Origin of the sequence: Gilliamella sp. M0364 (assembly GCF_016100565.1) — a bacterium.
GTDB lineage: Bacteria > Pseudomonadota > Gammaproteobacteria > Enterobacterales > Orbaceae > Gilliamella > Gilliamella apis.
In genome coordinates, this window is sequence record NZ_JACFSF010000006.1 from 1 (window position 1) to 25,773 (window position 25,773).

Below are 25,773 nucleotides of genomic sequence, written 5' to 3' on the forward strand. Positions count from 1 at the left end.
CCAACGTTAAGCTGTTGAGTCGTTTTAAGTGTAATTCGGGGCAGAATTGGTAAAGAGAGTCGTGTAAAATATCGAGTTCGCACATCTTGTTGTCTGATTATTGATTTTTCGCGAAACCATTTGATCATATGACAAGATGTGTATCCACCTTAACTTAATGATTTTTACCAAAATCATTAGGGGATTCATCAGGGCAAAGCATGAGTCGAAGAGGAACTGCTTTGATAATGCGGTTGTTGAGAGTTTTTTCCATACACTCAAAACACATATTATTCATGACTTTTACTACAAAACGAGGAAACTGCTAATAAAGCACTATTTGAATATATTGAAATCTATTATAATCGGATACGCCGTCATTCAGGTAATGGCTGGATATCACCTGAACAATATGAACAACACGATAAAATAATAGAGGCGGGCAATGTCTAATATTTTGGCGAGGATCACTCCGATATAAGAAATATATACATATTAAATAAGTAAAGAATGAAATACAATTATTTTATTATTAATTTACGTACAAATCTAAGTGCATACAACTAAAAATCACTCACAATCCATACTTTTTATTTTAGGCAGTTATGCTATATTAATAAAATACCAGAGTACTCGTAAACAAAGTAAAACTCGAGAAAAGGTCAAAAAGCTTTGTAAAGTAGAAGAAATATTGATTATGACTATATCTTCTTAAGAGATATCCGAAGCATTACCGATATTATTGAAAGTAGGTTAAATATAGTGATATTTAAAAAAAACTACTAATGTGGATAATTTAACTGGTTATAAATATGATTAATATTACTAGCAAAAAGCAAATACCTTTCAAAGTCTCAGCTAGAACGGCAAGATTAATTGGTAGGGAAAATATAGCAACATCTAAAGGCGCGATCATAGAGCTAGTTAAAAATGGTTATGATGCTGATAGTAAAATTAGTATTGTCTACTTTGATAATAAATTTTCTGTATTACACAGTGAAATTTCACCATTTTATTATGAAGAGCTGAAAAATCAAATTGAGAATCATTACACAAAATTAATTAATAGCATTTCTATTAATGCTCATAGTGAAAGATTGAAGCAAGAAAAATTTGAGTTTGAACAGCTTTTTTCTCAGTCATATATTCAAAATGAAATGGGAAATTATGTATTAAATAATACAGCCAATGAAGATTCCATAAAAAAATTAAAGCAATATTTATCTATACTTGCTACTTTATATCTTATAGATAGTGGCGAAGGCATGACATTAGATATTATTGAAAAAAATTGGATGGTAATTGGCACAGATAATAAGCATGAAAATTATGTAACAAAATCGGGGAGGATAAAAGCAGGAGCAAAAGGAATAGGTCGTTTTGCTTTAGATAGATTAGGGAACCATTGTGAAATGATTACTGTTTATAATCCTTCATATCATAAAGATTTAATTAATGAGAATGAGGCCGGTTATATATGGCGTGTGAATTGGGAGGATTTTGAGGGATCATCGAAAACAATTGATAATGTCAATGCAGAAATATTTGCACTAAGAGACGCTAATCTTAAAGAATATATCGAGCAGCTATTACCTAAAAGCGTTATTGAGCAATTAGACAAAAATATAAATTTACAGTTTGGAACTATCTTAAAAATAAGTAATTTAAGGGAAACGTGGAATGATTATTATGTAGATCAAGTTTATGCTGACTTAGAAGCGTTAGTTCCTCCAGAAGAGACAGGTGGTTTTCAAATTTATTTATTCAGTTCATTAACTCCGGATAAATATGGTTTAATACCAAGTGTTCTTTGCGATGATTTTGATTACAAAATAATTGCTAAAGCTGATAATAGTCAGAATATAAAAATTAAAATTATTCGTAATGAATATGATGTTGATAGAATACCGCCTGATTTTTTTAATCGAAAAAACTTAACTAAATATCCATATAGACTCGAAGATTTCCAAAAAGGAGAATGGGAATTACAAAAAACATTCTCTCAATTAATGCCAGGATATGAAGATGTTGATAAAGATGGTATTTTTAAATTAATAGGACAATTTGAGTTTAGTTTTTATTTTCTAAAAAAACAAAAAAGTCCAGATGCTGAAAAATTTTTCCATAAAGAAAGTTCACTCGGGTTTAGAAAAAATTGGTTAGCTAAATTTGGTGGAATAAAATTATTTCGTGATAATTTTAGGGTGAGGCCATATGGAGAAGTTAAAGATGTTGCTTTCGATTGGCTAGGATTAGGAATGAGAAAGGCCGCAAGTCCTGCCGGTATAGGGAAAAAAAACGGTGGGTACCGTGTTGAGCCAGATAATATTACTGGTGCCATTAGTATTTCACGTTTAGCGAATATTGACTTTGAGGATAAATCGAGTCGAGAAGGGTTACAAGAAAATAAAACTTTTCTCATTTTTAAACAGTTAATTATTTCTCTAATTAATATTTTTGAAGAAGATAGAGCATATATCGCCAGGGAAATGGTTGACTATAATAATGAAAAATATTCAGAGCAAAGGACAAGGGAAGAAGCTGAAAAAATAGCACAGCGTATATATGAAGAGTCTAAAAAATCTCAAAAAAATGATAATCCGAACATGGCAGATGATAGCCCTGATCAAAAAGAGAAATTCATTTTAGCTGAGTTAAATGCAAAAAAAGATGATGAGATTGAGCGTTTGCGTGAAGAACAAAAATTACTTCGTGGTATGGCAAGTGGAGGAATTGTTCTAGCTGCATTTACACATGAATTAAGCCATCTTAGTAATCAATTGGAATCAAGAGTTAATAAAATTAAGAAATTATTACTAGATAAAATTCCTGAAAATGATTATAAAAATGAGGAAGAAAGAAAAAATCCTTATATTTTACTTGAACGAATGAAAAGCCAAGATTTGAAAATGCATAACTGGCTTAATTTTTCGTTAGGAGCTGCGCGTAAAGATAAAAGAAAACGGAATCAACTGTATTTATCTAGATATTTCCAAGAGTTTAAAAATGATTGGGCAACCGTTTTAAATGAACGCTCTATTGATCTTGATATTAAAGATATCGCAAATATTAATTTGAGAATGTTTGAAATTGATATGGATAGTATTTTTAATAATTTAGTTGTTAATAGCATTGATGCTTTTACTAAATCCAAAAAGTCAAGGGATAGAGTTATAATTATAAAAGCAAAAGAAACATTAAAAGAAATATGTATAGTATATCAAGACAATGGACCGGGATTATCAAAAGATATCTTCAAACATGAAGATATCTTTAAACCTTTATTTACAACAAAAAGAAATCCTGACTCAGGAGAGGAAATAGGTACGGGACTAGGAATGTGGATCATTAAATCAGTAATTGAAGAAAATGATGGTTCTGTTAAGCTTCTATATCCTAATGAAGGTTTTTCTTTGGAAGTTAAACTTCCTGTTAAATATAAAAGATAAAATTATGTATAAGATACTATTTATAGATGAAGAAAAAGAAGTTTTTGATAACTTTCTGGACTATGTTGAGGAAACTGATAGTGACAAAAAATTTCAAGTACTAACAGAATATCCTTTAGAAAGTATAGATGAAATGATTGCAAAAATTATTGATATTTCTCCAGATGTAGTCATTACGGATTTTCAATTAAACGATAAAAAAATAGATGTAACATACAATGTTCCTTACAATGGTGTTAATCTTATAGAAACATTTTTAGATATTAGAGAGGATTTTCCTTGTTTTGTTATAACATCTTTTGATGATGATGCTATTTTAATTTCTAAAGATGTTAATAAAATTTATATTAAAAAGATATTACATGAAAAGGAACAATCAAAAGCTAATTTTCTAGATCGAGTTGAAAAACAAATTCAACACTATAAGTCTAGAATTAAAAAATCAGAACAGCGTCTAGAAGAGCTATTTAATTTACGGAAACAAGAAAAGACTACACTAAAAGAAGAGGAAGAGATTATTGCCTTGGATAGTTTTCTTGAGCACTCTATTAATAAAAAGTATGCTATACCACAACAACTTAAAAATGCTCGAAATAAAGATTATTTGCAGAAAATATTAGAAAAAGCCGATTTATTAATCAGTAGGCTCGAGGGTGATAAATGATTAAATTTAGGACAATAACCCCTATACGAACTTATCAGAAAAAACATAATAATTATAGAGATTATAAGCCATATTTGGCGGATGATTTCCATGGTCGTTGCGGTTATACAGATTGTGTTGACTCTTGGTTTGGAGGTAAACGTAATTTTCATATTGATCATTTCTTACCCAAGAAAAAGTATCCGCACTTAGAAACTGAGTATAGTAATCTAGTTTATGCTTGCTCATATGTTAATATATTAAAATCAGATGATGACGGAAATTATCTAGATCCATGTAATGAAGACTTTAATCTCTATTTTTATAGAGATAATATGGGATGTATTTATCCACAGCAAGAATGTGAGCAAGCTATTTATATGTATAAAAAACTGAAATTATACTTAGCTAGATACTCTATTATCTGGATTCTTGAACAACTTGAGTTGAAATTACAAAAATTATTCTCTTTAAAAGAAAATATCAAAAAAAAAGAAAATATAGATGAAATTAATTCTGTAATCGCTGACTTATCATCCTCATTCTTTGAGTATAAACAATATTTAAATAATAATTTTTGAGCTCAGCGATAGTGAAAAAAGATATTCTAGCATTCTTTAAAAAAAATAAATTGTTTGCTCCTGACGATGTTAATAGTTTAATTGTATCATCTTTTTTAATTTACAATAATTTAACAGTCAAATTTAATCAACTACTAATACAATGTATTCATCATCAAGTTCCACAAAAAAATGAGCTATTAAAAGGCTTGTTAGATATAATTTCGTCCCACCAAAAGCATTTTGATCTTGAGGATCTTATCCAATTATTTGAATTCGTTATTTCTCCTGTTAATCGTATCACAAACGGGGCAGTTTATACGCCACAATTAATTAGACAGTTTATTATCAAAGAAACACTTGCAAAAAAGAATAATAAACTAAATACTCAAACTAAAACTGCAGATATTGCATGTGGATGTGGAGCGTTTTTAATTGACGTCGCTCAACATATGAAGCGCAGCTTTCAATTAACTTATAAAGAAATATACTTTAGAAATATATATGGTATTGATGTAGAAGATTATGCAATCATTAGAGCAAAACTATTATTATCGTTATTGGCATTGACACAGGGCGAAGATGATAATTTTTCTTTTAATCTTTTTATTGGTAATACCCTCTCATTTAATTGGCATGTAAACTTATGTGATTTTCAAGGATTTGATTTTATCTTAGGAAATCCTCCTTATGTTGCTGCTCGACACCTAAGTCAGACAACTAAAAATCTTTTATCAAAGTTTAAAACCTGTCAAGCGGGTAATCCTGACTTATATATACCTTTTTTTCAGATCGGTATTGAAAGCCTCTCACCTTCTGGTGTATTAGGGTTTATTACGATGAATAGTTTCTTTAAGAGTTTAAATGCTAGAGGAATAAGGCAATTTTTTACTGAGAAATTACTAGATTTAAAGATATACGATTTCGGAGCTGAACAAGTTTTTAAATCTCGAAATACATATACTTGTATTTGTATTATTAAGAATAAAATTCACAAGAAAATTAGATATACAAGACTTAGCCCGACTCTTCTTAGCTGCAAGAATATAGCGTTATCTAGTATTGAATATAATAAATTAGACTCATATAAAGGTTGGAATCTAAAAAGTCATAAGTTAATTGAAAAAATTGAAAAAACAGGTAGGCCATTAGGCGAGTTATTTAGAACAAGTCACGGATTGGCTACTTTAAGGAATAATATTTATATATTTAAGTCTATCAAAGAAGATAGCGATTTTTTTTACTTAGAAATGGACAAAACAATCTACCCCATCGAAAAAACAATTTGTTGTGAAGTTATTAATTCGAATAAGTTAAGTAGAACCGTTTCACTAAACCAATTAAAAGAACTGCTTATATTTCCGTATACAAACGAAAAAAAGCCTAAGCTGATCAGTGAAAATGATTTTAAAAAAAATTTCCCTAAAGCCTATGCTTATTTAGAGGCTAACAAAATTGTTTTATCTGAAAGAGATAAAGGTAAAGGAGAATATCCAACGTGGTATGCTTATGGCCGATCTCAAGGATTAGAGCAAGTAGCTTATAAAATGTTTTTTCCTAAATATTCAGATATTACACCTCATTTTCTAATTAACTCTGATAAGCGGCTTTATTTTTATAACGGATTAGCTTTTTTCGGAAAATCAATCAGAGAATTAGCTATTTTGAAAAAAATACTTGAATCGAAAGTTTTTTGGTTTTATATACAGAATACAAGCAAACCATATTCTTCAAATTATTATTCATTGAATGGTACATATATAAAAAATTTTGGGATTTGCACTTTAACTGAAAAAGAAGAAAACTTCATTTTAAAACAAGAAACTAATACCATTTTGAATGAGTTCATAGCAAAAAAATATGATATCAATTTAAATGATTTATAGTCTAAATAAGTTATTTTATATATCTGCTCTCATGCTAAGTCAATTGAGGGGGATCCTCGCCAAAAAAGTGGACAAAAGTCGCCTCTATGATATAAACAAAAATCATAGGAGACAAATATTGTAAATACCCCAAACTCAGTACACAACTAACGTAGAAGGTTCCCCATCCTATTTTAATAATTTATATTCAATAACGTTTATGCTATTTATTTCTTCGATATTTAAACACTGTAACTATCACCTAAAATAGTACAGCAAAAAAGTAGAAAATTCTCTATGATAAAAGTAAAGGGGATTTAATTATGAAAAAAATGACTGAACATCAAATAGTAGCTATTTTAAAAGAAGCTGAAGCCGGTATTCCTGTCAAGGAGCTCTGTCGTAAATATGGCATGGGTAGTTCAACTTTCTATAAATGGCGAGAAAAATACGGCGGAATGGAAACTTCGGACATCAAACGCTTAAAGGAGCTGGAGGCTGAAAACCGTAAGCTTAAACAGATGTTTGCCGAACTGAGCTTAAAATCCCAGCTTCAGGAAGAAATCATAAAAAAGCTTTAGTGCCCACAAAGGCACGTAAAACGTGGGCACAGCAACTACAACAAAATCATTCTATTACTATTGGTATGAGTTGTGCCATTGTTGGCTTAAGCCGTTGTGCTTACTATTATCAACCTAAGTTACTGGATGATACGGTGATTGTTTCGGTGTTGAATGCTATCACAGACCGGCATTTACGGCTGGGGCTTTCCTAAATGCTTTAATCGTATCAGAAAGCTCGGCTATAAATGGAATCATAAACGGGTGTATCGGGTGTATTGTGAATTAAAGCTTAATCTCAGGGTAAAGCGTAAAAAACGTGTCCCCCCACGAACACCAGAAAAGCTATTGGTTCCTAATAAACAAGGTGAAAGCTGGTCAATGGAATTTATGAGTGACAGTAGTCGTAATCAACGTCGCTTTAGGACCTTCAATGTCATCGATGACTTTAATCGTGAGGCGCTAGGCATTGATATTGCAGTAAGCTTACCGGCAGGGAGAATTACCCGTTATTTAGATAAACTGGCCGAATATCATGGGTATCCATTAAAAATACGAGTCGATAATGGACTAGAATTTACAGGAAAAACCTTTATAAACTAGGCTAAATCCCATGATATAGCCATTGATTATATCCAGCCCAGTAGTCCTTATCAAAATGGCTATATTGAACGATTTAATCGTACCTATCGTACTGAAGTACTCGATTTATATCTTTTTAACAACTTAGCACAAGCAAGGAGAATAACCGAAGAATGGTTAACGATTTATAATACCGAAAGACCGCATGAGGCATTAAATAACATGACACCGATTGAGTATAAAACACTAAAACAAACAGCATGATTTTCTACTTGAATCTTGTACTAAGTTTGGGGTATTTACAACACCACTTCACCTGTATATCAATTTGCTATACAATGCATATTCATACTAAATTAAAAAACGGCAATTAAAATGAGAACTGAAACCAAAGAATCGCCTATTAATATTAGAGCTAAGGCATCCCAAAAAGAATTGATTGATATTGCAGCGCATTTACTATCTAAATCACGCACTGATTTTATTTTAGAAGCGGCCTGCTCAAAGGCTGAAGATGTTTTGCTTGATCAGCGTCTTTTTTTAATCGACGATGAACAGATAAATGCCTTCAATCATGCAATCGAAGCCTCTTTTGATAGTAATGAAAAAATTCAAGCTTTGTTGTCACGGAAGTCACCATGGGAAAAATAGAAGCGCCACATTTATTGAATGAACATCATGATTTTACGTCATTTAATTGTGAAGAGTTGTCTTTGAATGAATGGTTGAAGAAAAAATTCTTAAAAAATCAAAAAAGTGGTGCTTCCCGTACATTTGTGATTTGTGACAATAACAAAGTAATCGGCTTTTATTGTTTATCAACTGGAAGTATCCAACATCGACAACTAACATTGAGTAGATTTAAGCGCAATATGCCCGATCCTATTCCGGTTATTATCTTAGGCCGTTTAGCTATTGATAAAAATTACAAAGCAAAAGGATTAGGTGCGGCATTATTAAAAGATGCTATATTACGCTCGAAAGAAGTCTCTAAACAAGTTGGTTCTAGAGCACTATTGGTACATAGCTTAACAGATGAAGCCAATGCGTTTTATATTAAATTTGGCTTTGTTGATTCAGGGATTCAGGAAAGAACAATGCTAATCTCTTTATGGTAATAAAATTGAGCTTAATTGTACATTTTTAAAGCAGCTAAATTTAGGGATACAAATACGGGTACATTTTTCATCTAAATTTTTCAAATCCAGTAACCACAAGAATTCAACCCACATCTTCGATTCCGCGTCCGGGCACCAATCACCAAATCTTAAGACCTGCTTCTAGCAGGTTTTTTTATGTCTAAAGCCTTTTCCAAACTACCTTTCAAGGAATTTTCTTTGTCCACTGACGTCAACTGAGATTACCCCATATCAAGTGCAAAATCGGATACAAACCCGGATACATTTGGTTCGATAATGACGTGTATCCATAAAATAGCTTTAAAGCCTTTATTGGCAAGGGTTATAGAGAATTGCTTGTAAAATTCACGTTTCTTTATTTAATTAGAATTGAGGTTATTATTACGTTTTATGGCAGCAATCACCAAATTTTAAGATTCGATAAATTCGAGTGGATAACCATGATGTTCAGCCAGTTTATCCAGATAACGGGTAACTCTACCAGCCGACAAGCTGACTGCAATATCAATGCCTAATGCCTTACGATTAAAGCCATCTATCACATTATTGAAGTTCTAAATCGGCGTTGATTGCGACTGCTGTCACTCATAAAATTCATTGCTCAGCATTCAACTTGTTTATTGGGTGCTAATAGTTTTTCAGGGCTTCGCGGAGCGAGCAATACACTGTTTATGCTTTATCCTAAGATTAAACCTTAATTCACAATACACCCGTTTATGGTTCCATTTATAACTCAGCTTTCTGATGCGATTAAAACATTTGGCAAAGCCCCAGCGTAAATGCTTATTAGTCATCGTACTGAGTACCGATACAATCACCAAGTTTTCCTATAGCTCAAGTTGATAATAGTAAGCAAAGCAGCTTAAGCCAACGATATTGCAGCTCATGGCAATATTAATAGAATGACTTTCTTACAATTGCACTACCCAAACTTTACGTTTCTTAGTAGGCACTAGAGCTTTTTTGTAATTTCCTTCTGGAGCTGAGCTTTTAAACTGAGTTCAACAACCATCTGCTTAAGCTTAAGATTTTCAACTTCTTTTAAGATAGATATAATTTGATGTTCAGTCATTTTTTCATGGTTAAATCCTCTGTGGATTAATAAAGAGAATGTTCTACTCTTTTATTGTAATATTTTAGGGAGTAGTTACAGATTTTTTTAATATCAATAGTAAAGATTGATAATGTTTGAGTCTATGAACCTTTATACCTTTTTCTTTTAATCCATCAAATGTAGGTGGAGTATTAATTTCATGAAGAAGATGTAAATCTATATAGATAAGGACTTCGCTCCCACCTAAGGAATCAACAATATGTGATCACCAAATTTTCTAAAAAATTTATTTTAGGATTCATCGATATCACCAATAGACGTTAAAGGTTCTTTCTTTTTAGAGAAAGAAACAAAACACAATAAAGATGCAAATGTTAAAATAGCTACAACCGCCCAAACTGCTCCCCATCCATAGCCATGTGCAATACTAGATACTAGAATAGGTGTTAAAAAATATGCAAAAAATACTGTGGCACCAACCATACCCAATGCAGTTCCTGCTCTTTCAACACCAGCTTTTACAGCTGCTTCAGTATAAGCAAGACCGTGCCATGCATGTCCAAATAAACCCGTTAATACAAGAAAAGCAACACCTGAGTAAGTGTTATTCACCATTAAACAAAGTATAAAAGAAGCAATTCCACTTAGTACGGCATAATACTTCAATAAAGAAATACGATTCTTTTTCCGATCAGTATAATAACCTGACCAAATTCTGAGAATTCCACCACCTATTTGAACACCAATGAGAATGATAGAGATCAAAGTTAAATTCATATCGAGAACATCTCTCATATAAACACCTCCAAAGGTAAGTACTGCCATTTGCGGTACAGTTAGAAAGCCTGCGGCGATAACAACTTTCCAAACGTCAGCACTTCTCAGTGGTGACACGGTAAGAGTAGATGTTTTTTCTTGTTTGAATTCATTTTGTTTAGAGTTAATAAAAAACAAAACAGCAAAGCCGACAGTTAAACCTATTACAGCTAAGGCTAAAAAAGTCACTTCAAAACCATATGAATATGCTAGCCAAGGAAGTAAACCAGTACCAATTGCCCCACCTACTGGAATTGCAGTTTGGCGAACACTCATAGCAAAGCCTCGCTCACTATCATCAAACCATTGCATTACTGTTCGACCTGATGACGAGTTAATACTACCGCCACAAGCTCCAGCCATTGCCAAAGCAGCTCCTAAATGTAAATATTTAATTCCACTATTTGAATTTCCTGGTGTAAACCATAATGCTATAACGACAAATACCAGTGTTGATGACCATAGCCCTAAAATTAGAACTGTCTTATCGCCTAACTTATCCGTGATGATTCCCCAAACTATCTCAGAAGCTGCAACACCAAGTCCCATTGAACCTAAAACAAAACCAAGTTCATGCAATGAAAAATTGTAAGATTCTCGCATTAAAATTCCAGTTATAGGAATGCCAGCAAACCCCATTGCGAATGTTGCTTGTGCCAACACTCCGATTCCAAGCACAAACCAACGATAATTATTTTTTTTATTCATATATTTGTATTTCCTTAATTAAGAGTTTAAATTTAGTGTTTTAGATTCTGTTTATAGGTGACGCAAATTTTTTACTCGACTCGCTGTGCCTTTTAGCTCAAGTAGAAAAATCACAATTTTGATTAATGAAATGAACTGTTTAGTCATTTCATCAATAGATTTTGAGCAAGTGATGTTATATTTATTTGCTAGGCAAATATCATTATCTGTAGCCACGATCTCTATAGTGTGATTTTTACTTCCAACAATAGCATTAAATACAAGCTCAACATCTTTATTCAATGCCCTAGAAAATCTTGTAATTTCAGACCAAGTAATACTCCGACAAATCAATTTTATTGCTTCAAAATCAAATGTAGATGAAGCTGGAAATCCTTATTCGATATGATTAACTCCAAATGACTTTAACTTTAGAGTTATTTGGAGTTTATGTATTGGATTCATCACGTTTTGTGATGTTTGTTCCTTGTCATTTGACGTTGTATCTAAAATTGATATTTTTTTCATTTTACAATTTCCTTTTTTTCTTTATAATGAAAATACATACTATTACGTATGTTAATAAATTTACTAAGACTTGTACACTATTAAATTAAACTAGTTTTAACAAATTGATTAATAAATGTAATTTAATTTGATTATGGTTAAATAATTTAATTAATAACATACCAATAAGTATGTTTTAATTTAAAAGGAGATAATGATGACAAATGTAGCTATTAATGGTTTTGGTCGTATTGGACGAAGTTTTATACGTGCATTGCAAGAGAGTTCGAATGATATCAACGTCGTTGCAATCAATGATTTAGGCTCAATTGAGCAACTAGCTCATCTTTTAAAATATGACACAGCTTTTGGACGTTTTACTAAAAGTATCGAAGTAAAAAAAGATTATTTAGTTATTGATGGTTACGAAATTGCTGTTTACCAAGAACGTTATCCTGAAAATCTTCCATGGGCTAAACATAAAATTGATGTTGTTCTTGAATCAACAGGAATATTCAATGATGGAAAAAAAGCACAAGCACACATAAAAGCTGGGGCTAAAAAGGTTCTGATTTCCGCACCAGCCTCAAATGTTGATTTGACTATTGTACAAGGTGTGAATAACCATATGTACAATAGGAATGAACATCACATCATTTCAAATGCTTCATGTACTACAAATTGTTTAGCACCTTTAGTAAAAGTAATACATGAAAATTTTGTTATTAAATCAGGATTTATGACTACTATTCATGCTTATACTCAAGATCAGAATCTTCAGGATGGCCCACATCGAGATATGAGGCGAGCACGTAGTGCAGCTCAAAATATCGTCCCGACGTCAACTGGTGCAGCACAATCAATTGGTATAGTTATACCTGAATTAAATGGAAAACTGGATGGTGGTTCGATACGAGTTCCAGTTATCACCGGTTCAATGATAGATCTGACAGTAGAACTAGAGAAAGAAGTGACAGCACAATTAGTAAATAATACCATTAAGGACGCAGTTAAATCCGAAGAAATGGAGGGTATTCTTGTTTACACCGAAGATGAAATTGTTTCATCTGATATTATTCAAAATCCAGCTTCCTCTATTTTTGACTCTAAACTGACTAAAGTTATAGATGGTAAATTACTCAAAGTTGTTAGTTGGTATGATAATGAATGGGGGTTTTCAAATCGTTTAGTGGATACAATATTGCAAATGAAATAATTATTTAATAAGATCATACCATCTTAGGATGGTATGACGTTCTGTCGCAAAAATGAATACAAAACGAAATTCAAAAGAAAAACTAATCAAAGCTATGGCTGTTCTTTTGTTAGAGAAAGGTCTAGCCAATACAAGCCCAAATGATATTTTGACTCGTGCAGAAGTTGGTCAAGGTAGCCTGTATCATTATTTTCAGGGTAAAGAAGATTTATCACTAGCAGCAATAAAATATAATGTAGAGCAATTAGTAAATTTCAATACGTTAGTTTTAAGTTCTGATAAAAATGCATATGATAAACTTTCAGATCTTCTATTAAAATCCCGTAATATAGATAGAGGGTGTTTAGTTGGTCAACTTGCTCGAGATAGATCGATTATGGAAAATAAAGGTTTAGCTGCGGAAGTTAATCGTGGATTTGAGTCAATGAAACAAACTTTAGAAAGTATCATAAAAGTTGGGATTTCTGAAGGTACTATCTCTAATATTCTCGCTCCGTTAGAAGCCGTAACACTTATTATGTCTACTTCGCAAGGTGCTTATATTATAGCAAAAGGATTGCAAGATGATTCCTATTTCCACTTAGCTATTAATACCCTATTGAAAATATTTACTCCGTAACATAATTTTTACAGTTTCGTTTGTTTTTTTGCTTTTCATTTATCAATTTCACAAATTGCTGGTCGTGGATAAGATAAACGATCCTCGCCCGAAAAGTAGACAAAAGTCACCTCTATGATATAAACAAAAATCATAGGAGACACATATCATAGTCAAAAAATTTAGTGTCTAATTCAAACAACAATCTTTTGATTATGCGTTATATCATGCACACATTCCTATAAGTGAACTTACCAATCACTTAAGAATAGGCAAATCAACCCTAGATAAGTAGAAAATTATGCAGCTTGTTTTAATGGTTAATATTCACTGACGTTTATGCTTTTAAGTTATTTCTTTTATTTTTAAATAACACTTCAATTGTATCGCAATTTTATATACAACATATACTACATGTACTTTCATACTAAATTAAAAACAATAATTAAAATGAGAACTGAAACCAAAGAATCTCTTATTAATATTAGAGCTAAAGTATTCCCAAAAGAATTGATTGATATTGCAACATATTTAATATCTAAATCACGTACTGATTTTATTTTAGAAGCGACCAGCTTAAAGGCTGAAGATATTTTGCTTAATCAGTGTTTTTTTAATCGACGATAAACAGATAAATCCCTTCAATCATGCAATTGAAGTTTTTTTGATAGTAATAAAAAAATCCAAGCTTTATTACCTCGGAAGTCACCATGGTAAAAATAGAAGCACCACACATTATTCAATGTACATCATGATGTTACATCATTTAATTATGAAGAGTTGTCTTTGAATGAATGATTGAAGAAAAACCTATAAAAAATTAGAAAAGTAATGTTTCGGTACATTTATGGTATGTAACAATAACAAAATAATTGGCTTTTATTGTTTATCAACTGGTAGTATCTAACATTGAGTAGATTTAAGCGCAATATGCACGATCCTATTTTAGGCACCAATCACAAATTTTAAGATCTGCTTCTAGCAGTTTTTTTATATCTATAGCCTTTTCCAAGCTACCTTTCAAAGGATTTTCTTTGTCAACCGATGTCAACTGAGATTACCCCATATCAAGTACAAAATCGGATACAAACCCGGATACATTTGGTTCGATAATGACGTGTATCCATAAAATAGCTTTAAAGCCTTTATTTGTAATGCTTAAGAGAAATTGCTTGAGCGCTACCTTTTATGATCAGTATTTTTTCACACTAACTCAAATTTTTGTGAGCAGATCACGTAAAATGGAAACAACATGGCGGACCATGCATTGTAAATAATGGCTTAGCACTTTGTTCACTACATCATTCCGCTTTCGATATGGGCGCTATCGGGGTTGATTGTAATCTAAAAATCAAAGTATCAAGTGGGGTAAATGGAAACCACATAGTTGAAAAACTATTTTGGGATTTCGATGGCAAAAACATCTTATTATCTCGAATAAAAAGAGATTATTAGCAATAATCTTCTATTTTGGTATTAATTATCGATATAAACATCAGTGCTGACTTTTGTTTGCTTGATTTAATGTACAATACGAATGATATGTAGTATTAAATAGAGGATTTCTTCATTTGAAATCGTGATATTAAGCTGATTGATTAAATATTTTTTAATGACATTTGCACATTTAAACTCATCTGGATATTGCCTAATCACCTGTTGAAAAACAAAATCATTATCAGATTGTAGCTGCTTCTGCTCAAAAATACGCTGAATAAAAAACTGCATATGAGTTAAAAAGCGTGAATAATGTAACGATTGTTTATCTATTCGAATTGCAAAATTAAATTGAATAATATTGAATATATCCTTCAACATTTTAACGGACAATAACGTGTGCTGCATAGTTTGTTGATGTGATTGGCCATTAACTAAATGAAAGGCTATGTTACCTGCTTCCTCCTCAGGTAAACTAATATTAAGACGTTGGTTTATATAGGTTATGCCGTACTTTGCAACTTCAAACTCTTTAGGATAAAAGCTTTTCACTTCGTATAACAAGCGATTTTGAATAACCACTCCTGAATAATATCTTTCAATAGCATAATTGAGGTGATCTAATAAGGTAAAAAATAGCGTTTCTCTAAAGGTAGTTTGTAATGTTTTGCTCGCATAATCTAACAAAAATCTCGTTAACTCGATGTAATCATCAGGTAATGATTCAATTAAGTTAAGATAACCTTGAATATCTGTTATTTGTTGTAAAACAAAACATTTCTCAATCTGCTCAGCATCAAGCAGATCACCAACTTTAGCATTAAAACCGATCCCTTTTCCCATCAGGATCACCTCGTTATTATCACTATTTTTGGATAATACTAGGCTGTTATTTAAAATTTTATCGACTTTAAATGTTATCATAACTATTACGTCAATTTATCCAACTGACCATTAGCCTTAATTAATTTCTGATACCAAAAATAACTCTTTTTCTTGATACGTTTCATATCTTTTAAATCAAATTCGCCTCGATTAACATAGATAAAACCATAACGCTTACCATAACCTTGATGAGTACTTACCACATCAATAACAGACCATGGGCAGTAACCAATAAGTTCAACACCATCGGTGATAGCCAATTGCATTTGGGTTATATGTTGGCTAATAAAGTCGATGCGATAATCATCGTTAACAGTATTATCTGCATTAAGTTTATCTGGAGCACCAATGCCATTTTCAGTAATTAGAATTGGTAAATTGTAACGTTCATAAACTTTTCTTAAGGTTAATCTTAACCCAATAGGATCAATTACCCATCCATAAGCCGTTTTATCGACAAAAGGATTTTCTGCCGCACGATAAACGCCCTGTTCACCCAGCATGATTTGTTGATCGCCAGCTCTGGCTGATATATCGGAAGCATTTCCTTTACTGGCGGCAATTGTTGCTGTTGAATAATAATTCATGGCAATAAAATCAGGTTGAGCATTTTTTAATACAACGAGATCCTCTGCCAAAATTGTTGGGCAAAGCCCTCTATCCTGTAAATAACTTAAAAATAACGCATTATAGCGCCCCAAAATAGCGGTATCGAGGAAACTCCAACATCGAATAGTTTCCCAATTATGAGCTGCTATAGCATCTTCAGGTCGGCAAGTTTCAGCATACATTGAAGTGATATTTAATGCTGGCCCAATTTTAGCATTGGGACAAAGAGTGTGGCATAGCTGCATAGCTTTAGCCTGAGCGATAAACATATGGTGATTTTGTTGATAGAGTGTTTTCTTATCTGGTAATTTACCATTTTCAGGAACACCAATTGCACCAGGATGAAGAATCATGGTGTTTTGTTCATTAATTGTTAGCCAATATTTAACTTTTTCACCAAAATTTTGGAATAGAACTTCAGTATATCGGACAAAAGCATCAATGGTTGATCGTTCACTCCATCCCCCTTGTTTGTCCAATTTATAGGGTAAATCAAAATGATATAGAGTTACTATTGGTTCAATATCATAACGTTTAAGTTCATCAATTAAGTTGTGATAAAAAGCTAACCCTTGTTGATTAACGTCACCAATACCATCTGGAATAATACGCGTCCAAGCAATAGAAAAACGATAGGCTTTTAAGCCTAATTCAGCAAAAAGCCGTACATCTTCTTTATAATGATGATAGTGATCACTTGCTACTTTAAAATCGGCTACATCTTCAGGATGACAATACATATCGACAATTGACGGAGACTTTCCATCTTCATCCCATGCCCCTTCAAACTGATAAGCCGATGTTGATCCTCCCCATAAAAAATTTTGAGGAAACGGTTTTAATGTTTTATAGAGCATGATTATCACCTTGATTTGATTTTTTAACTAATATCAGATCATCACCTATTGCCACCATATTTTTCTTAAAATTTTCAACAAAATACTGATCTGAATGTAAAATAATTATTGGGGTGGTTGTCATATAACCAGCTTGATTAATAGCAGCTAAATCAAATTCAATTAACTCATCACCAACATTAACCCGCTGACCTTGTTCAACTTTAGCTGTAAAAAATTGGCCACCTAACTTAACGGTATCCAGTCCTATATGGATCAAAACTTCAATACCCTGATCACTTTTTATACCGATCGCATGTTTTGATTCAAGTAAACTGACAACCTTACCACTAATTGGTGCAACAACTTTACCTTGATTAGGCTCAATGGCTATACCATCACCTATCAAATTTTTCGAAAAAACATCATCTTTTACTTCTGATAGTGGTATTACTTTTCCTGTTAAAGGACTGCTTAAGATAACATTACTCAAATCAGCAGCGACAGGGTTATTTGTTGAAGATAATGTTGATTCTGTATCAATAGTTTTAGCCAAATCATCCTCATCAATTGGATCATCAAATCCCATAAACCATGTCAATACAAATGTTACGACTATCGCAATACAACATGTCACCAGAGCATGAATAATATTCATCGGGTTATCGCCTATAAAAGCAGGTAAACCAGCTAATCCTGGTGATACAAAAGCATAACGTAATAATCCAGATACCCCTGCATAAACGCCAGCAACTCCACCACCTATCATTGAAGCAATTAATGGGCGTTTTAGCTTTAAGGTTACGCCATACAATGATGGTTCAGTAATACCTAATAATGCGGTGAAACCAGCAGAATACCCAAGTTGTTTTAGATTTTTATTTTTAGTTTTGATTGCTACACATAATGTAGCTGCACCTTGTGCTATATTTGAGGCTAGCATACCAGGGCCATTAATCATTTCAGAACCATTACGGCTTAATTGTCCTGTTGCAATTGGTGTCATTGCCCAAGCTGTACCGGTAATAATTAAAAATGGCTGTAATCCGCCCATTAACATTGGAATTAACCAACTAGCTTTACTATTTATATAACCCGCCCCTTGTGCAACTAAATCATTTAGTAAGATGCCAAATGGACCAATAATCACTAATGCTAATGGCCCTGCTATCAATAGAATAATCATTGGTTTGATAAAAAATTTTATCATTGATGGAGTCACTTTTTCAGCAAAGCGCTCAATATAAGACATTGCCCATACGGTAATAATTATAGGTAATACAGAACCTGCATAATCGGCTAATTTAACCGGGATACCAATAAAAGAAACATCTTGACCCAACGCCATTAATTTTCCTAAATTGGGGTGTAACATTGCACCTGCAATAGTCATAGCTAAAATAGGATTACACGAAAATTTACTTGCAGCACCATAGGCTAACAAAATAGGCATAAAGAAAAATGCCGCATCAGCCAACATGTCCAACAAATAATAGGTATGGCTATCTGGCGATAACACCCCCATTAATTTACATATAGCTAATAACGCTTTAATCATCCCCGCACCAGTTAATGCAGGAATTACAGGCGTAAATGAAGTGGATATAATGCCAATAATATATGAAAGTATCCCTTCTTTCTTTTTGCTTCTTACCTTGCCATGTTCTTGGTTAGATAAATTTTGACTAATAGCTTGATACACTTGTTGGACTTCGTTACCAATCACTACTTGGAACTGCCCTCCACTATCTACAATACTAATAACACCAGTCAATTTCATGATTGCATCACAATCAACGATATTTTTATCAAAAAGATCAAACCGTAAACGAGTTGCACAATGAGTCAAGGAATTAACATTATCTTTTCCCCCAACTAACCGCAAAATTTGTATTCCTAACTGTTGATAATCCATATATACACTCACTCTAAAAGATCCAAAAAAAAAGACCAAAACAAAAACTCACCTTCTAGATAAGTTTTTGTTTTGGTCCTGCCTGAATTAAATCAGTAACATGCCTTAATGGATCCGATAGTATATATAACTAATATTGATTTCAAATTAAAATTCAAGAAATGTGATCTATATCTTATTTTTATATAACTTAGATAATTACATTGCTATGCGTTAATTAACCGCGAACTTTAATATTTATGCTAATTTTTAAGGAGCCTTCAATTTCAGCTTTGTGCAATCAATTGAACTCTTTATTTAATAAAATAACCCAAATAATCCACTGTGAATAATCACTAATCATCTTTAGGGGAATGTGTTGAAGAAATTACTGAATCAACAAAAAGGCAATATATATTATAATGGTGTTGAATACCCTTTACCGGAACCAGTATATTAATATCTAAGTAACCAAGATCCTCTACTCCAATCAAAACCTAAAATGGACAGATTCTATCTTTAATCTTCTGTCCTTTATTTTTAACTTCGTAAATGATTCTTTTATAGTTTATTTACTTCATATCTTAATAAATTAAAACAATTAGTTAACTTAACAGTTATTCTGCGGTAGCGATTGAGATCTAGTTCACAGTTCTTCTAAATCAAAATTGACTCAACGCCAATTGTATGTTTGTATGCTATTAAACAGGCATGTGACTGGTAGAGCAGGCAGGACCTTAATAAATTGCGTAGGTAAAACAGCATTTTATTAGGTTCTGCTTTTTTTTTACCACTAACAAAAGCAATAGGAGATAGTAATGGATTATCAAAAAATAGCCGTAACCATTCTAGATAATATTGGTGGCAAAAGTAACGTCGCGCATTTAGAACATTGTGCAACAAGGCTAAGATTTACCTTAAAAGATGATAACCTAATTAATATTGCGGCTTTAGAAAAAATTGAGGGTGTTATAGGCGTACGGCAAAACGTTCAATGCCAAATAATTATTGGTAATGAAGTGGTTGAAGTTTATAACGAAATAATTAAATTAATTGGCAACATTAACGAAAATAGCGTTAACCATCAGCCTAATAGCAAGAAAAAAATAAGTGCTATTTTACTCGATTTTCTTGTTTCAATTTTTCAACCATTAATTCCAGCAATTGCTGGCGGCGGTCTGTTGAAATCTTTTGTAATACTGTTTGCCATGCTCGGATTGATTGATGAGAATGGATCGAACTATAAAATTTTGCAATTAATTGGTAGTGCGCCCTTATATTTTTTACCGATACTGGTCGCATTTACCACCGCGAATAAATTAAAAGCGAATCCATTAGTAGCGGCATCCGCGGTAAGTGCGTTAATCCTTCCTGATATGGTGGCTCTACTACAAAAGGACAGCACCCTCTTCTCTTTGCCTTTAGAGAATATCAATTATGCGTTTCAAATATTTCCAGCCATTTTAACCATCCTTTTTTATTCTGTTGTTGAAAAATTTTTCACGAAATATTCATTTAAAGTTATTCGTCTGTTCTTTGTGCCAATGATGAGTTTAATCATTACCGTACCGGTCTCGTTACTGTTACTTGGTCCCCTTGGCTACAACGCCGGTGTGATATTTTCTAAATTTATTATATTTTTTTATACCCATTTTTCATGGATTACCACCGGATTATTAGCCGCGGTACTTCCATTTATGGTTTTTGCCGGCATGCATAAAGCAATGCTGCCTTATGCCATTGATGCAATGGGTAAAACTGGATGTGAAATGTTATATATGCCAGCTTCTTTGGCACACAATATTGCTGAGTCAGGTGCTTGTTTTGGTGTAAGTATTAAAACTAAAAATAGTAAATTAAAATCGATTGCTTTATCTGCCGGATTATCCGCCCTTTTTGGTATTACCGAACCTGCGTTATATGGTGTGACAATTGTAAATAAAAAAATTCTTTATAGCGTGATGGCTGCTGGATTAATTGGTGGCGCTTTTGCTGGCATTATTTTACTAAAAGCATTTGTTCTTGTTGGTCCCGGTTTAGCCAGTATGACCATGTATATTGATAAAGACAATGCGATGAACATAGTCTGGGCTTTTGTCACTTTTGGAATATCCTTTTTAGTCGCATTCATTCTTTCCGCCATACTATTCAAAGATAGTATTGAGATTGATGATGAAAAGATAAATAACAACACTAAAAATATAACTAAAGATGAAGTTATCCAAATTAGAAGCCCGATTAAGGGTAAAGTGATACCAATGACGGAAATTAACGATAATGTTTTCTCTACTGGTATTGTTGGTCAAGGTATCGGTATTATTCCCAATGATGGCGTTTTAAAATCACCCTGTAAGGGGGTTATCGCTATGATATTCCATACTAAACATGCTCTAAGTATTAAATTAAATAATGGCGCTGATCTGCTTTTCCATATAGGAATCGATACGGTACAACTCAATGGTAATGGTTTTGAGACACTGGTTAATGTTGGCGATATTGTCGATATTGGTGATGATTTAATTAAATTTGATATCAACATCATTAAAAATAAACAACTAGATCCTACTGTAATATTTTTAGTCACCAATCCAGAAGACTATACTATTTCTACTTTTAATGAAAATAAACAAGTCACTAACGACGATACTATTTTAGAAATTAAGCCAAAGATATTAAGCTAAGGAGAGTAACCAATGAAAAATTTAGCATTTCCAGATAATTTCTTATGGGGCGGAGCGATAGCCGCCAATCAAATCGAAGGCGCATGGAATATTGACGGCAAAGGAATTTCTGTTGCAGATATAGCAACCTATAAACCAAATCTCGATGTCAAAGATTATGTTGCCCATATGGCGGTAACTAGTGAAGGTGTAATGGCGGCGATAAACGATCTTTCTGATAAAAATTATCCGAAACGACGAGGTATTGATTTTTATCATCGCTATAAAGAAGATTTAGCACTTTTTGCTGAAATGGGATTTAAGACATTACGCTTATCCATTGCTTGGACAAGGCTGTTTCCGACTGGTGAGGAACTTACGCCTAATCCTAAAGGAATTGAATTTTATAAAAATGTCTTTAAAGAGATGAAACGACTTGCAATAGAACCTATTGTGACCTTATCGCATTATGAAATGCCAATAGCATTAAGTATTAAATATAATGGTTGGGTAAAACGTTCAGTGATTGATGATTTTGTCCGTTTTTCAACAGCTTGTTTTGACCATTTTGGGGATTATGTAAAATATTGGTTAACCTTTAATGAAATAGACAGTATTTATCGACACCCATTTACCACAGCCGGAATTATTCCGGATAAATGTAAAGACGGGCAGCTTGAACAAGATATCTATCAAGCTTTACATCATCAATTTGTAGCAAGTGCACTGGTTACCAAAATCGCCCATGAAAAAATCCCAGATTGTAAAATAGGCTGTATGCTCACTAAATTAACCACTTATCCATTGACGTGTAAGCCAGAGGATGTGGAATTGACGTTGCAAAAAACCTTAGACAATTACTTTTATACAGATGTGCAAATTAAAGGCGAATATCCAAAACTGATATTGACCAATTTAAAACAAAAAGGAATTGATATTAAGTTTGAAGAGGGTGATCAAGAAATACTTAAACAAAATACCGTCGATTTCTTATCTTTTAGTTACTATATGTCAAAAGCTGAATCGACAAATCCTGATGCTGATCGTATACCCGGTAATACAATTATCGGCGTTAAAAATCCTTACTTAAAATCCACTGAATGGGGCTGGCAAATCGATCCTAAAGGGTTAAAAATTTCACTAATTGAACTCTATGACCGCTATAATATTCCAATGATGATCGTCGAAAATGGGATTGGCGCAATTGATAAGTTAGAGGGCGATACCGTTCATGACCATTATCGAATCGAATACTTTAAAGAACATTTTAAACAAATGAAAGAAGCCATTGATGAGGGCGTGGAGTTAATTGCTTATACCAGTTGGGCACCAATAGATTTAATCAGCGCCAGTACTTCGCAGATGTCCAAACGTTATGGTTTTATCTACGTAGATCAAGATGATGAAGGTAATGGCACCTTAACTAGATATAAAAAGGAATCATTTTATTGGTATAAAAAAGTGATTGAAACCAATGGTAAAGCTATTTACGACAAATAGCTGGAGTGTGAATAATGATTTTGGTGGTAAAAGTATTAAATTCTAGTGTCGTTTTAGTTGAAGAAGAGGGTATCGAAAAAATCGTATTAGGGAAAGGCATTGGTTTTGGTAAAAAGCCCGGTGATACCATTGATGATGAGCGAGTGGATAAAATATTTTTAGAAAAAAATATTAAACTTTCCTATATCACCGATTTAGCGAAAGAAGTCCCTTTTCAATTTTTTCAGATAACCAAAGAAATCATCACATTAGCTGAAAATGACTTAAACAGAAAACTGAATAATAATATTTATTTAACACTGACAGATCATATTTACTTTGCGGTTGAACGAGTTAAAAAAGGTCTGTTTATACCCAATAAATTATATTGGGAAATAAAAAATTATTATCCGCAAGAGTTTAATATCGCTAAGCAAGCTATTGAGTTACTCAATGCAAGATATAATCTCACTTTTCCTGAAGAAGAAGCGAGTAATATTGCATTTCATCTCATTAACGCTCAAACCACGACCACGCAAAATCTTAACGCATTTCAATATGCCAAAATGATAAATTCAATAGTGAATTTGGTGAAGTATTCTGTCGGCGTGCCAATAGATACCTCATCAATTCACTATAGCCGTTTTATTACCCATATTAAATTTTTTGTAGAACGATTTTATGCCAATAATCAATTACAAGAAGATAATAACGATCTTTATCAACAAATATCCTCGCTTTATCCTTATGCGATGCATATTGCAGAAAAAGTAAAACAGTACATCGATCAAACTTATCATAGCTCAATATCTGATGATGAGGTGGTCTATTTGGGGATTCACATTAATAGACTAATACGCAATACCAAATGAATAGTCTTTGATTTTTATCTAAACAGGTTACGCTAAAGTAAGCAATCCTTTTTAGATAATTTTTCTTCTCTTATCAGATAACAAATTGTGATATTAATGGTTTTGTGTTAGTTTCTTTGTCTCAACTAACTACATTCATTATTGGCTTTGCCAAGGTCTAACTATGCCCAATTCATCTGCTAAAAAAGTTGCTTTTGCTGCTTTTATTGGTACTACCATTGAATGGTATGATTTTTATATCTATGCGTTAGCATCAGTCTTAATTTTTGGTCAACTTTTCTTTCCTTCTGATAATCAATTTGTGCAAGTTTTAGGGGCGTTTGCCTCATTTGCAGTTGGTTTTTTATCTCGACCATTAGGCGCAATAATTTTTGGTCATATTGGCGATCGATTAGGGCGGAAAAAATCACTAATTATTACCTTGCTATTAATGGGCATTGCTACAACGTGTGTTGGTTTGTTACCCTCTTATCAACAAGCAGGAATCATCGCACCGATACTGTTAGTTGGATTACGTATTTTACAAGGTATTGCTGTCGGTGGTGAATGGGGTGGCGCAGTATTAATGGCTAATGAACATGCTCCCAAAGGCTTAAAAAACTTCTTCTCATCGTTTGCTCAGTGGGGTAGTCCGGCTGGTAATATCCTCGCATTATTGGTTTTTTCTTATATCATTAGTTTGCCTACCGATAAACTTATAGATAGCGGTTATTGGCGCATTCCGTTTTTAGTCAGCTTTGTTTTATTAATTGTTGGTATTATTGCCAGAATTACCTTAACTGAGTCACCCGTATTTATCGAATCAGCTAAAAAGCAAGCTAGCCTGAAACAAAAAGAGTCTGTGCCAATTATTGAAGTGTTTAAACGGGCAACGCCAATACTGATATTAGCCATATGCGCCAATGTACTATCATTTAGTGGTATTTTTTCTAATACGCTAATGATTGGTTATACCACAATGGCACTAGGGGTTGAGAAGAAGATCATCGTTGATGCACTATTTTGGATTGCAATAGTACACTTTATAGCGCAACCGTTTATCTCTTATTTTTCAGAAAAGTTTTCAGCAACACGCTTTTTAATTATTTCAGCAATATTAGCGATGGCATCCGTATTTTTGTTATTCCCAATTATTCAAGCAGGAACAAAAACCAGTTTTATTATTGGTATTTCATTAAATGTGATCTGTTACAGTGGTTTCTATGGCGTGATAGCGGGTTATTTAAGCCGAATTTTTCCAGCTAGAATTCGCTATACTGGACTATCCATGAGTTATCAAGGTTGCGCAGCTATTTTTGGTAGCCTCATTCCATTGATTGGTGGTTATATTATCTTTACCTACCAAACTTATTGGTTACCATTAGCGCTATTTTATTGTGGATTAGCAGTGCTATCCATTATCAGCATCTATCTTTTAAGCCATTACCACTATTATGATGAATAAAA

The 25,773-nt window shown here is 32.8% G+C and carries 19 protein-coding genes and 4 pseudogenes; 16 read left to right on the top strand and 7 right to left on the bottom strand.

Annotated features, from left to right (window positions below; translation table 11 throughout):
• Positions 1 to 85, bottom strand: an 85-nt coding sequence (locus tag H3U96_RS11245) for a transposase (RefSeq protein WP_072075904.1), incomplete at its 3' end; no start/stop codon positions are given.
• 109 nt (positions 86 to 194) lie between these two features.
• Between H3U96_RS11245 and H3U96_RS11250 the strand changes: the two are divergent.
• The 8 genes and pseudogenes from H3U96_RS11250 to H3U96_RS08260 form a co-directional block, all read left to right on the top strand.
• A pseudogene (locus H3U96_RS11250) lies at positions 195 to 432 on the top strand (IS3 family transposase); the annotation flags it as partial.
• Positions 433 to 791: 359 nt separating this feature from the next.
• On the top strand, positions 792 to 3,428 hold the full coding sequence (locus tag H3U96_RS08230; RefSeq protein WP_065613615.1) for an ATP-binding protein: 2,637 nt from the start codon (positions 792 to 794) through the stop codon (positions 3,426 to 3,428).
• A 4-nt stretch (positions 3,429 to 3,432) separates the two neighbouring features.
• The gene (locus H3U96_RS08235) at positions 3,433 to 4,092 is read left to right on the top strand and encodes a hypothetical protein (RefSeq protein WP_065613796.1); all 660 of its coding nucleotides are present in this window, start codon (positions 3,433 to 3,435) and stop codon (positions 4,090 to 4,092) included.
• Entirely contained in the window at positions 4,089 to 4,652 is a 564-nt protein-coding gene (locus tag H3U96_RS08240) for a hypothetical protein (protein WP_065613613.1), read from the top strand. The genes H3U96_RS08235 and H3U96_RS08240 overlap by 4 nt, the downstream gene beginning before the upstream one ends.
• An 11-nt stretch (positions 4,653 to 4,663) precedes the next feature.
• Complete coding sequence (locus H3U96_RS08245; RefSeq protein WP_065613611.1) at positions 4,664 to 6,517, top strand: class I SAM-dependent DNA methyltransferase; 1,854 nt, start codon at positions 4,664 to 4,666, stop codon at positions 6,515 to 6,517.
• A gap of 302 nt (positions 6,518 to 6,819) precedes the next feature.
• Positions 6,820 to 7,902, top strand: a pseudogene (locus H3U96_RS08250) (IS3 family transposase).
• Positions 7,903 to 8,013: 111 nt separating this feature from the next.
• Entirely contained in the window at positions 8,014 to 8,289 is a 276-nt protein-coding gene (locus H3U96_RS08255; RefSeq protein WP_065561594.1) for a DUF1778 domain-containing protein, read from the top strand.
• On the top strand, positions 8,286 to 8,756 hold the full coding sequence (locus H3U96_RS08260) for a GNAT family N-acetyltransferase (protein WP_370545641.1): 471 nt from the start codon (positions 8,286 to 8,288) through the stop codon (positions 8,754 to 8,756). Before H3U96_RS08255 ends, H3U96_RS08260 begins: the two co-directional genes overlap by 4 nt.
• 431 nt (positions 8,757 to 9,187) lie before the next feature.
• Here the strand turns inward: H3U96_RS08260 and H3U96_RS11340 are convergent, their stop codons facing one another.
• The 3 genes and pseudogenes from H3U96_RS11340 to H3U96_RS08270 form a co-directional block, all read right to left on the bottom strand.
• Positions 9,188 to 9,319, bottom strand: coding sequence for a hypothetical protein (locus H3U96_RS11340; protein ID WP_255542242.1), 132 nt, complete (start codon positions 9,317 to 9,319; stop codon positions 9,188 to 9,190).
• Between the two features lie 803 nt (positions 9,320 to 10,122).
• A complete protein-coding gene (locus tag H3U96_RS08265; RefSeq protein WP_086356988.1) occupies positions 10,123 to 11,355 on the bottom strand; it encodes an MFS transporter in 1,233 nt (410 codons plus the stop codon).
• A 51-nt stretch (positions 11,356 to 11,406) separates the two neighbouring features.
• Positions 11,407 to 11,718, bottom strand: a pseudogene (locus H3U96_RS08270) (hypothetical protein); the annotation flags it as partial.
• Between the two features lie 337 nt (positions 11,719 to 12,055).
• Between H3U96_RS08270 and gap the strand changes: the two are divergent.
• From gap to H3U96_RS11450, 4 genes and pseudogenes are all read left to right on the top strand, one after another.
• The gene (gene gap / locus H3U96_RS08275; protein WP_034901042.1) at positions 12,056 to 13,057 is read left to right on the top strand and encodes a type I glyceraldehyde-3-phosphate dehydrogenase; all 1,002 of its coding nucleotides are present in this window, start codon (positions 12,056 to 12,058) and stop codon (positions 13,055 to 13,057) included.
• Positions 13,058 to 13,109: 52 nt separating this feature from the next.
• The gene (locus H3U96_RS08280) at positions 13,110 to 13,676 is read left to right on the top strand and encodes a TetR/AcrR family transcriptional regulator (RefSeq protein ID WP_034901040.1); all 567 of its coding nucleotides are present in this window, start codon (positions 13,110 to 13,112) and stop codon (positions 13,674 to 13,676) included.
• 429 nt (positions 13,677 to 14,105) lie between these two features.
• Complete coding sequence (locus H3U96_RS08285) at positions 14,106 to 14,282, top strand: DUF1778 domain-containing protein (protein ID WP_086356990.1); 177 nt, start codon at positions 14,106 to 14,108, stop codon at positions 14,280 to 14,282.
• Between the two features lie 600 nt (positions 14,283 to 14,882).
• Positions 14,883 to 15,110, top strand: a pseudogene (locus H3U96_RS11450) (HNH endonuclease); the annotation flags it as partial.
• 66 nt (positions 15,111 to 15,176) lie between these two features.
• Here the strand turns inward: H3U96_RS11450 and H3U96_RS08295 are convergent.
• From H3U96_RS08295 to H3U96_RS08305, 3 genes are read right to left on the bottom strand one after another with little or no spacing between them, the layout of a single operon-like run.
• Complete coding sequence (locus H3U96_RS08295; protein ID WP_034901038.1) at positions 15,177 to 16,016, bottom strand: PRD domain-containing protein; 840 nt, start codon at positions 16,014 to 16,016, stop codon at positions 15,177 to 15,179.
• A 5-nt stretch (positions 16,017 to 16,021) separates the two neighbouring features.
• Complete coding sequence (locus H3U96_RS08300) at positions 16,022 to 17,443, bottom strand: glycoside hydrolase family 1 protein (protein WP_065579076.1); 1,422 nt, start codon at positions 17,441 to 17,443, stop codon at positions 16,022 to 16,024.
• Positions 17,433 to 19,337, bottom strand: a complete 1,905-nt coding sequence (locus H3U96_RS08305; protein ID WP_065579075.1) for a beta-glucoside-specific PTS transporter subunit IIABC — start codon at positions 19,335 to 19,337, stop codon at positions 17,433 to 17,435. The genes H3U96_RS08300 and H3U96_RS08305 overlap by 11 nt, the downstream gene beginning before the upstream one ends.
• A gap of 797 nt (positions 19,338 to 20,134) precedes the next feature.
• Between H3U96_RS08305 and H3U96_RS08310 the strand changes: the two genes are divergently transcribed.
• The 4 genes from H3U96_RS08310 (at position 20,135) to H3U96_RS08325 (ending at position 25,771) form a co-directional block, all read left to right on the top strand.
• Entirely contained in the window at positions 20,135 to 21,997 is a 1,863-nt protein-coding gene (locus H3U96_RS08310; RefSeq protein ID WP_086356993.1) for a beta-glucoside-specific PTS transporter subunit IIABC, read from the top strand.
• A 12-nt stretch (positions 21,998 to 22,009) separates the two neighbouring features.
• Positions 22,010 to 23,476 carry a glycoside hydrolase family 1 protein gene (locus H3U96_RS08315; RefSeq protein ID WP_065579073.1) on the top strand — a complete coding sequence of 489 codons (1,467 nt, stop codon included), beginning with the start codon at positions 22,010 to 22,012 and terminating at the stop codon, positions 23,474 to 23,476.
• 14 nt (positions 23,477 to 23,490) lie between these two features.
• Positions 23,491 to 24,327, top strand: coding sequence for a PRD domain-containing protein (locus tag H3U96_RS08320; protein WP_065579072.1), 837 nt, complete (start codon positions 23,491 to 23,493; stop codon positions 24,325 to 24,327).
• 163 nt (positions 24,328 to 24,490) lie between these two features.
• Positions 24,491 to 25,771, top strand: coding sequence for an MFS transporter (locus tag H3U96_RS08325; protein WP_086356994.1), 1,281 nt, complete (start codon positions 24,491 to 24,493; stop codon positions 25,769 to 25,771).
• The last annotated feature ends 2 nt before the right edge of the window (positions 25,772 to 25,773 follow it).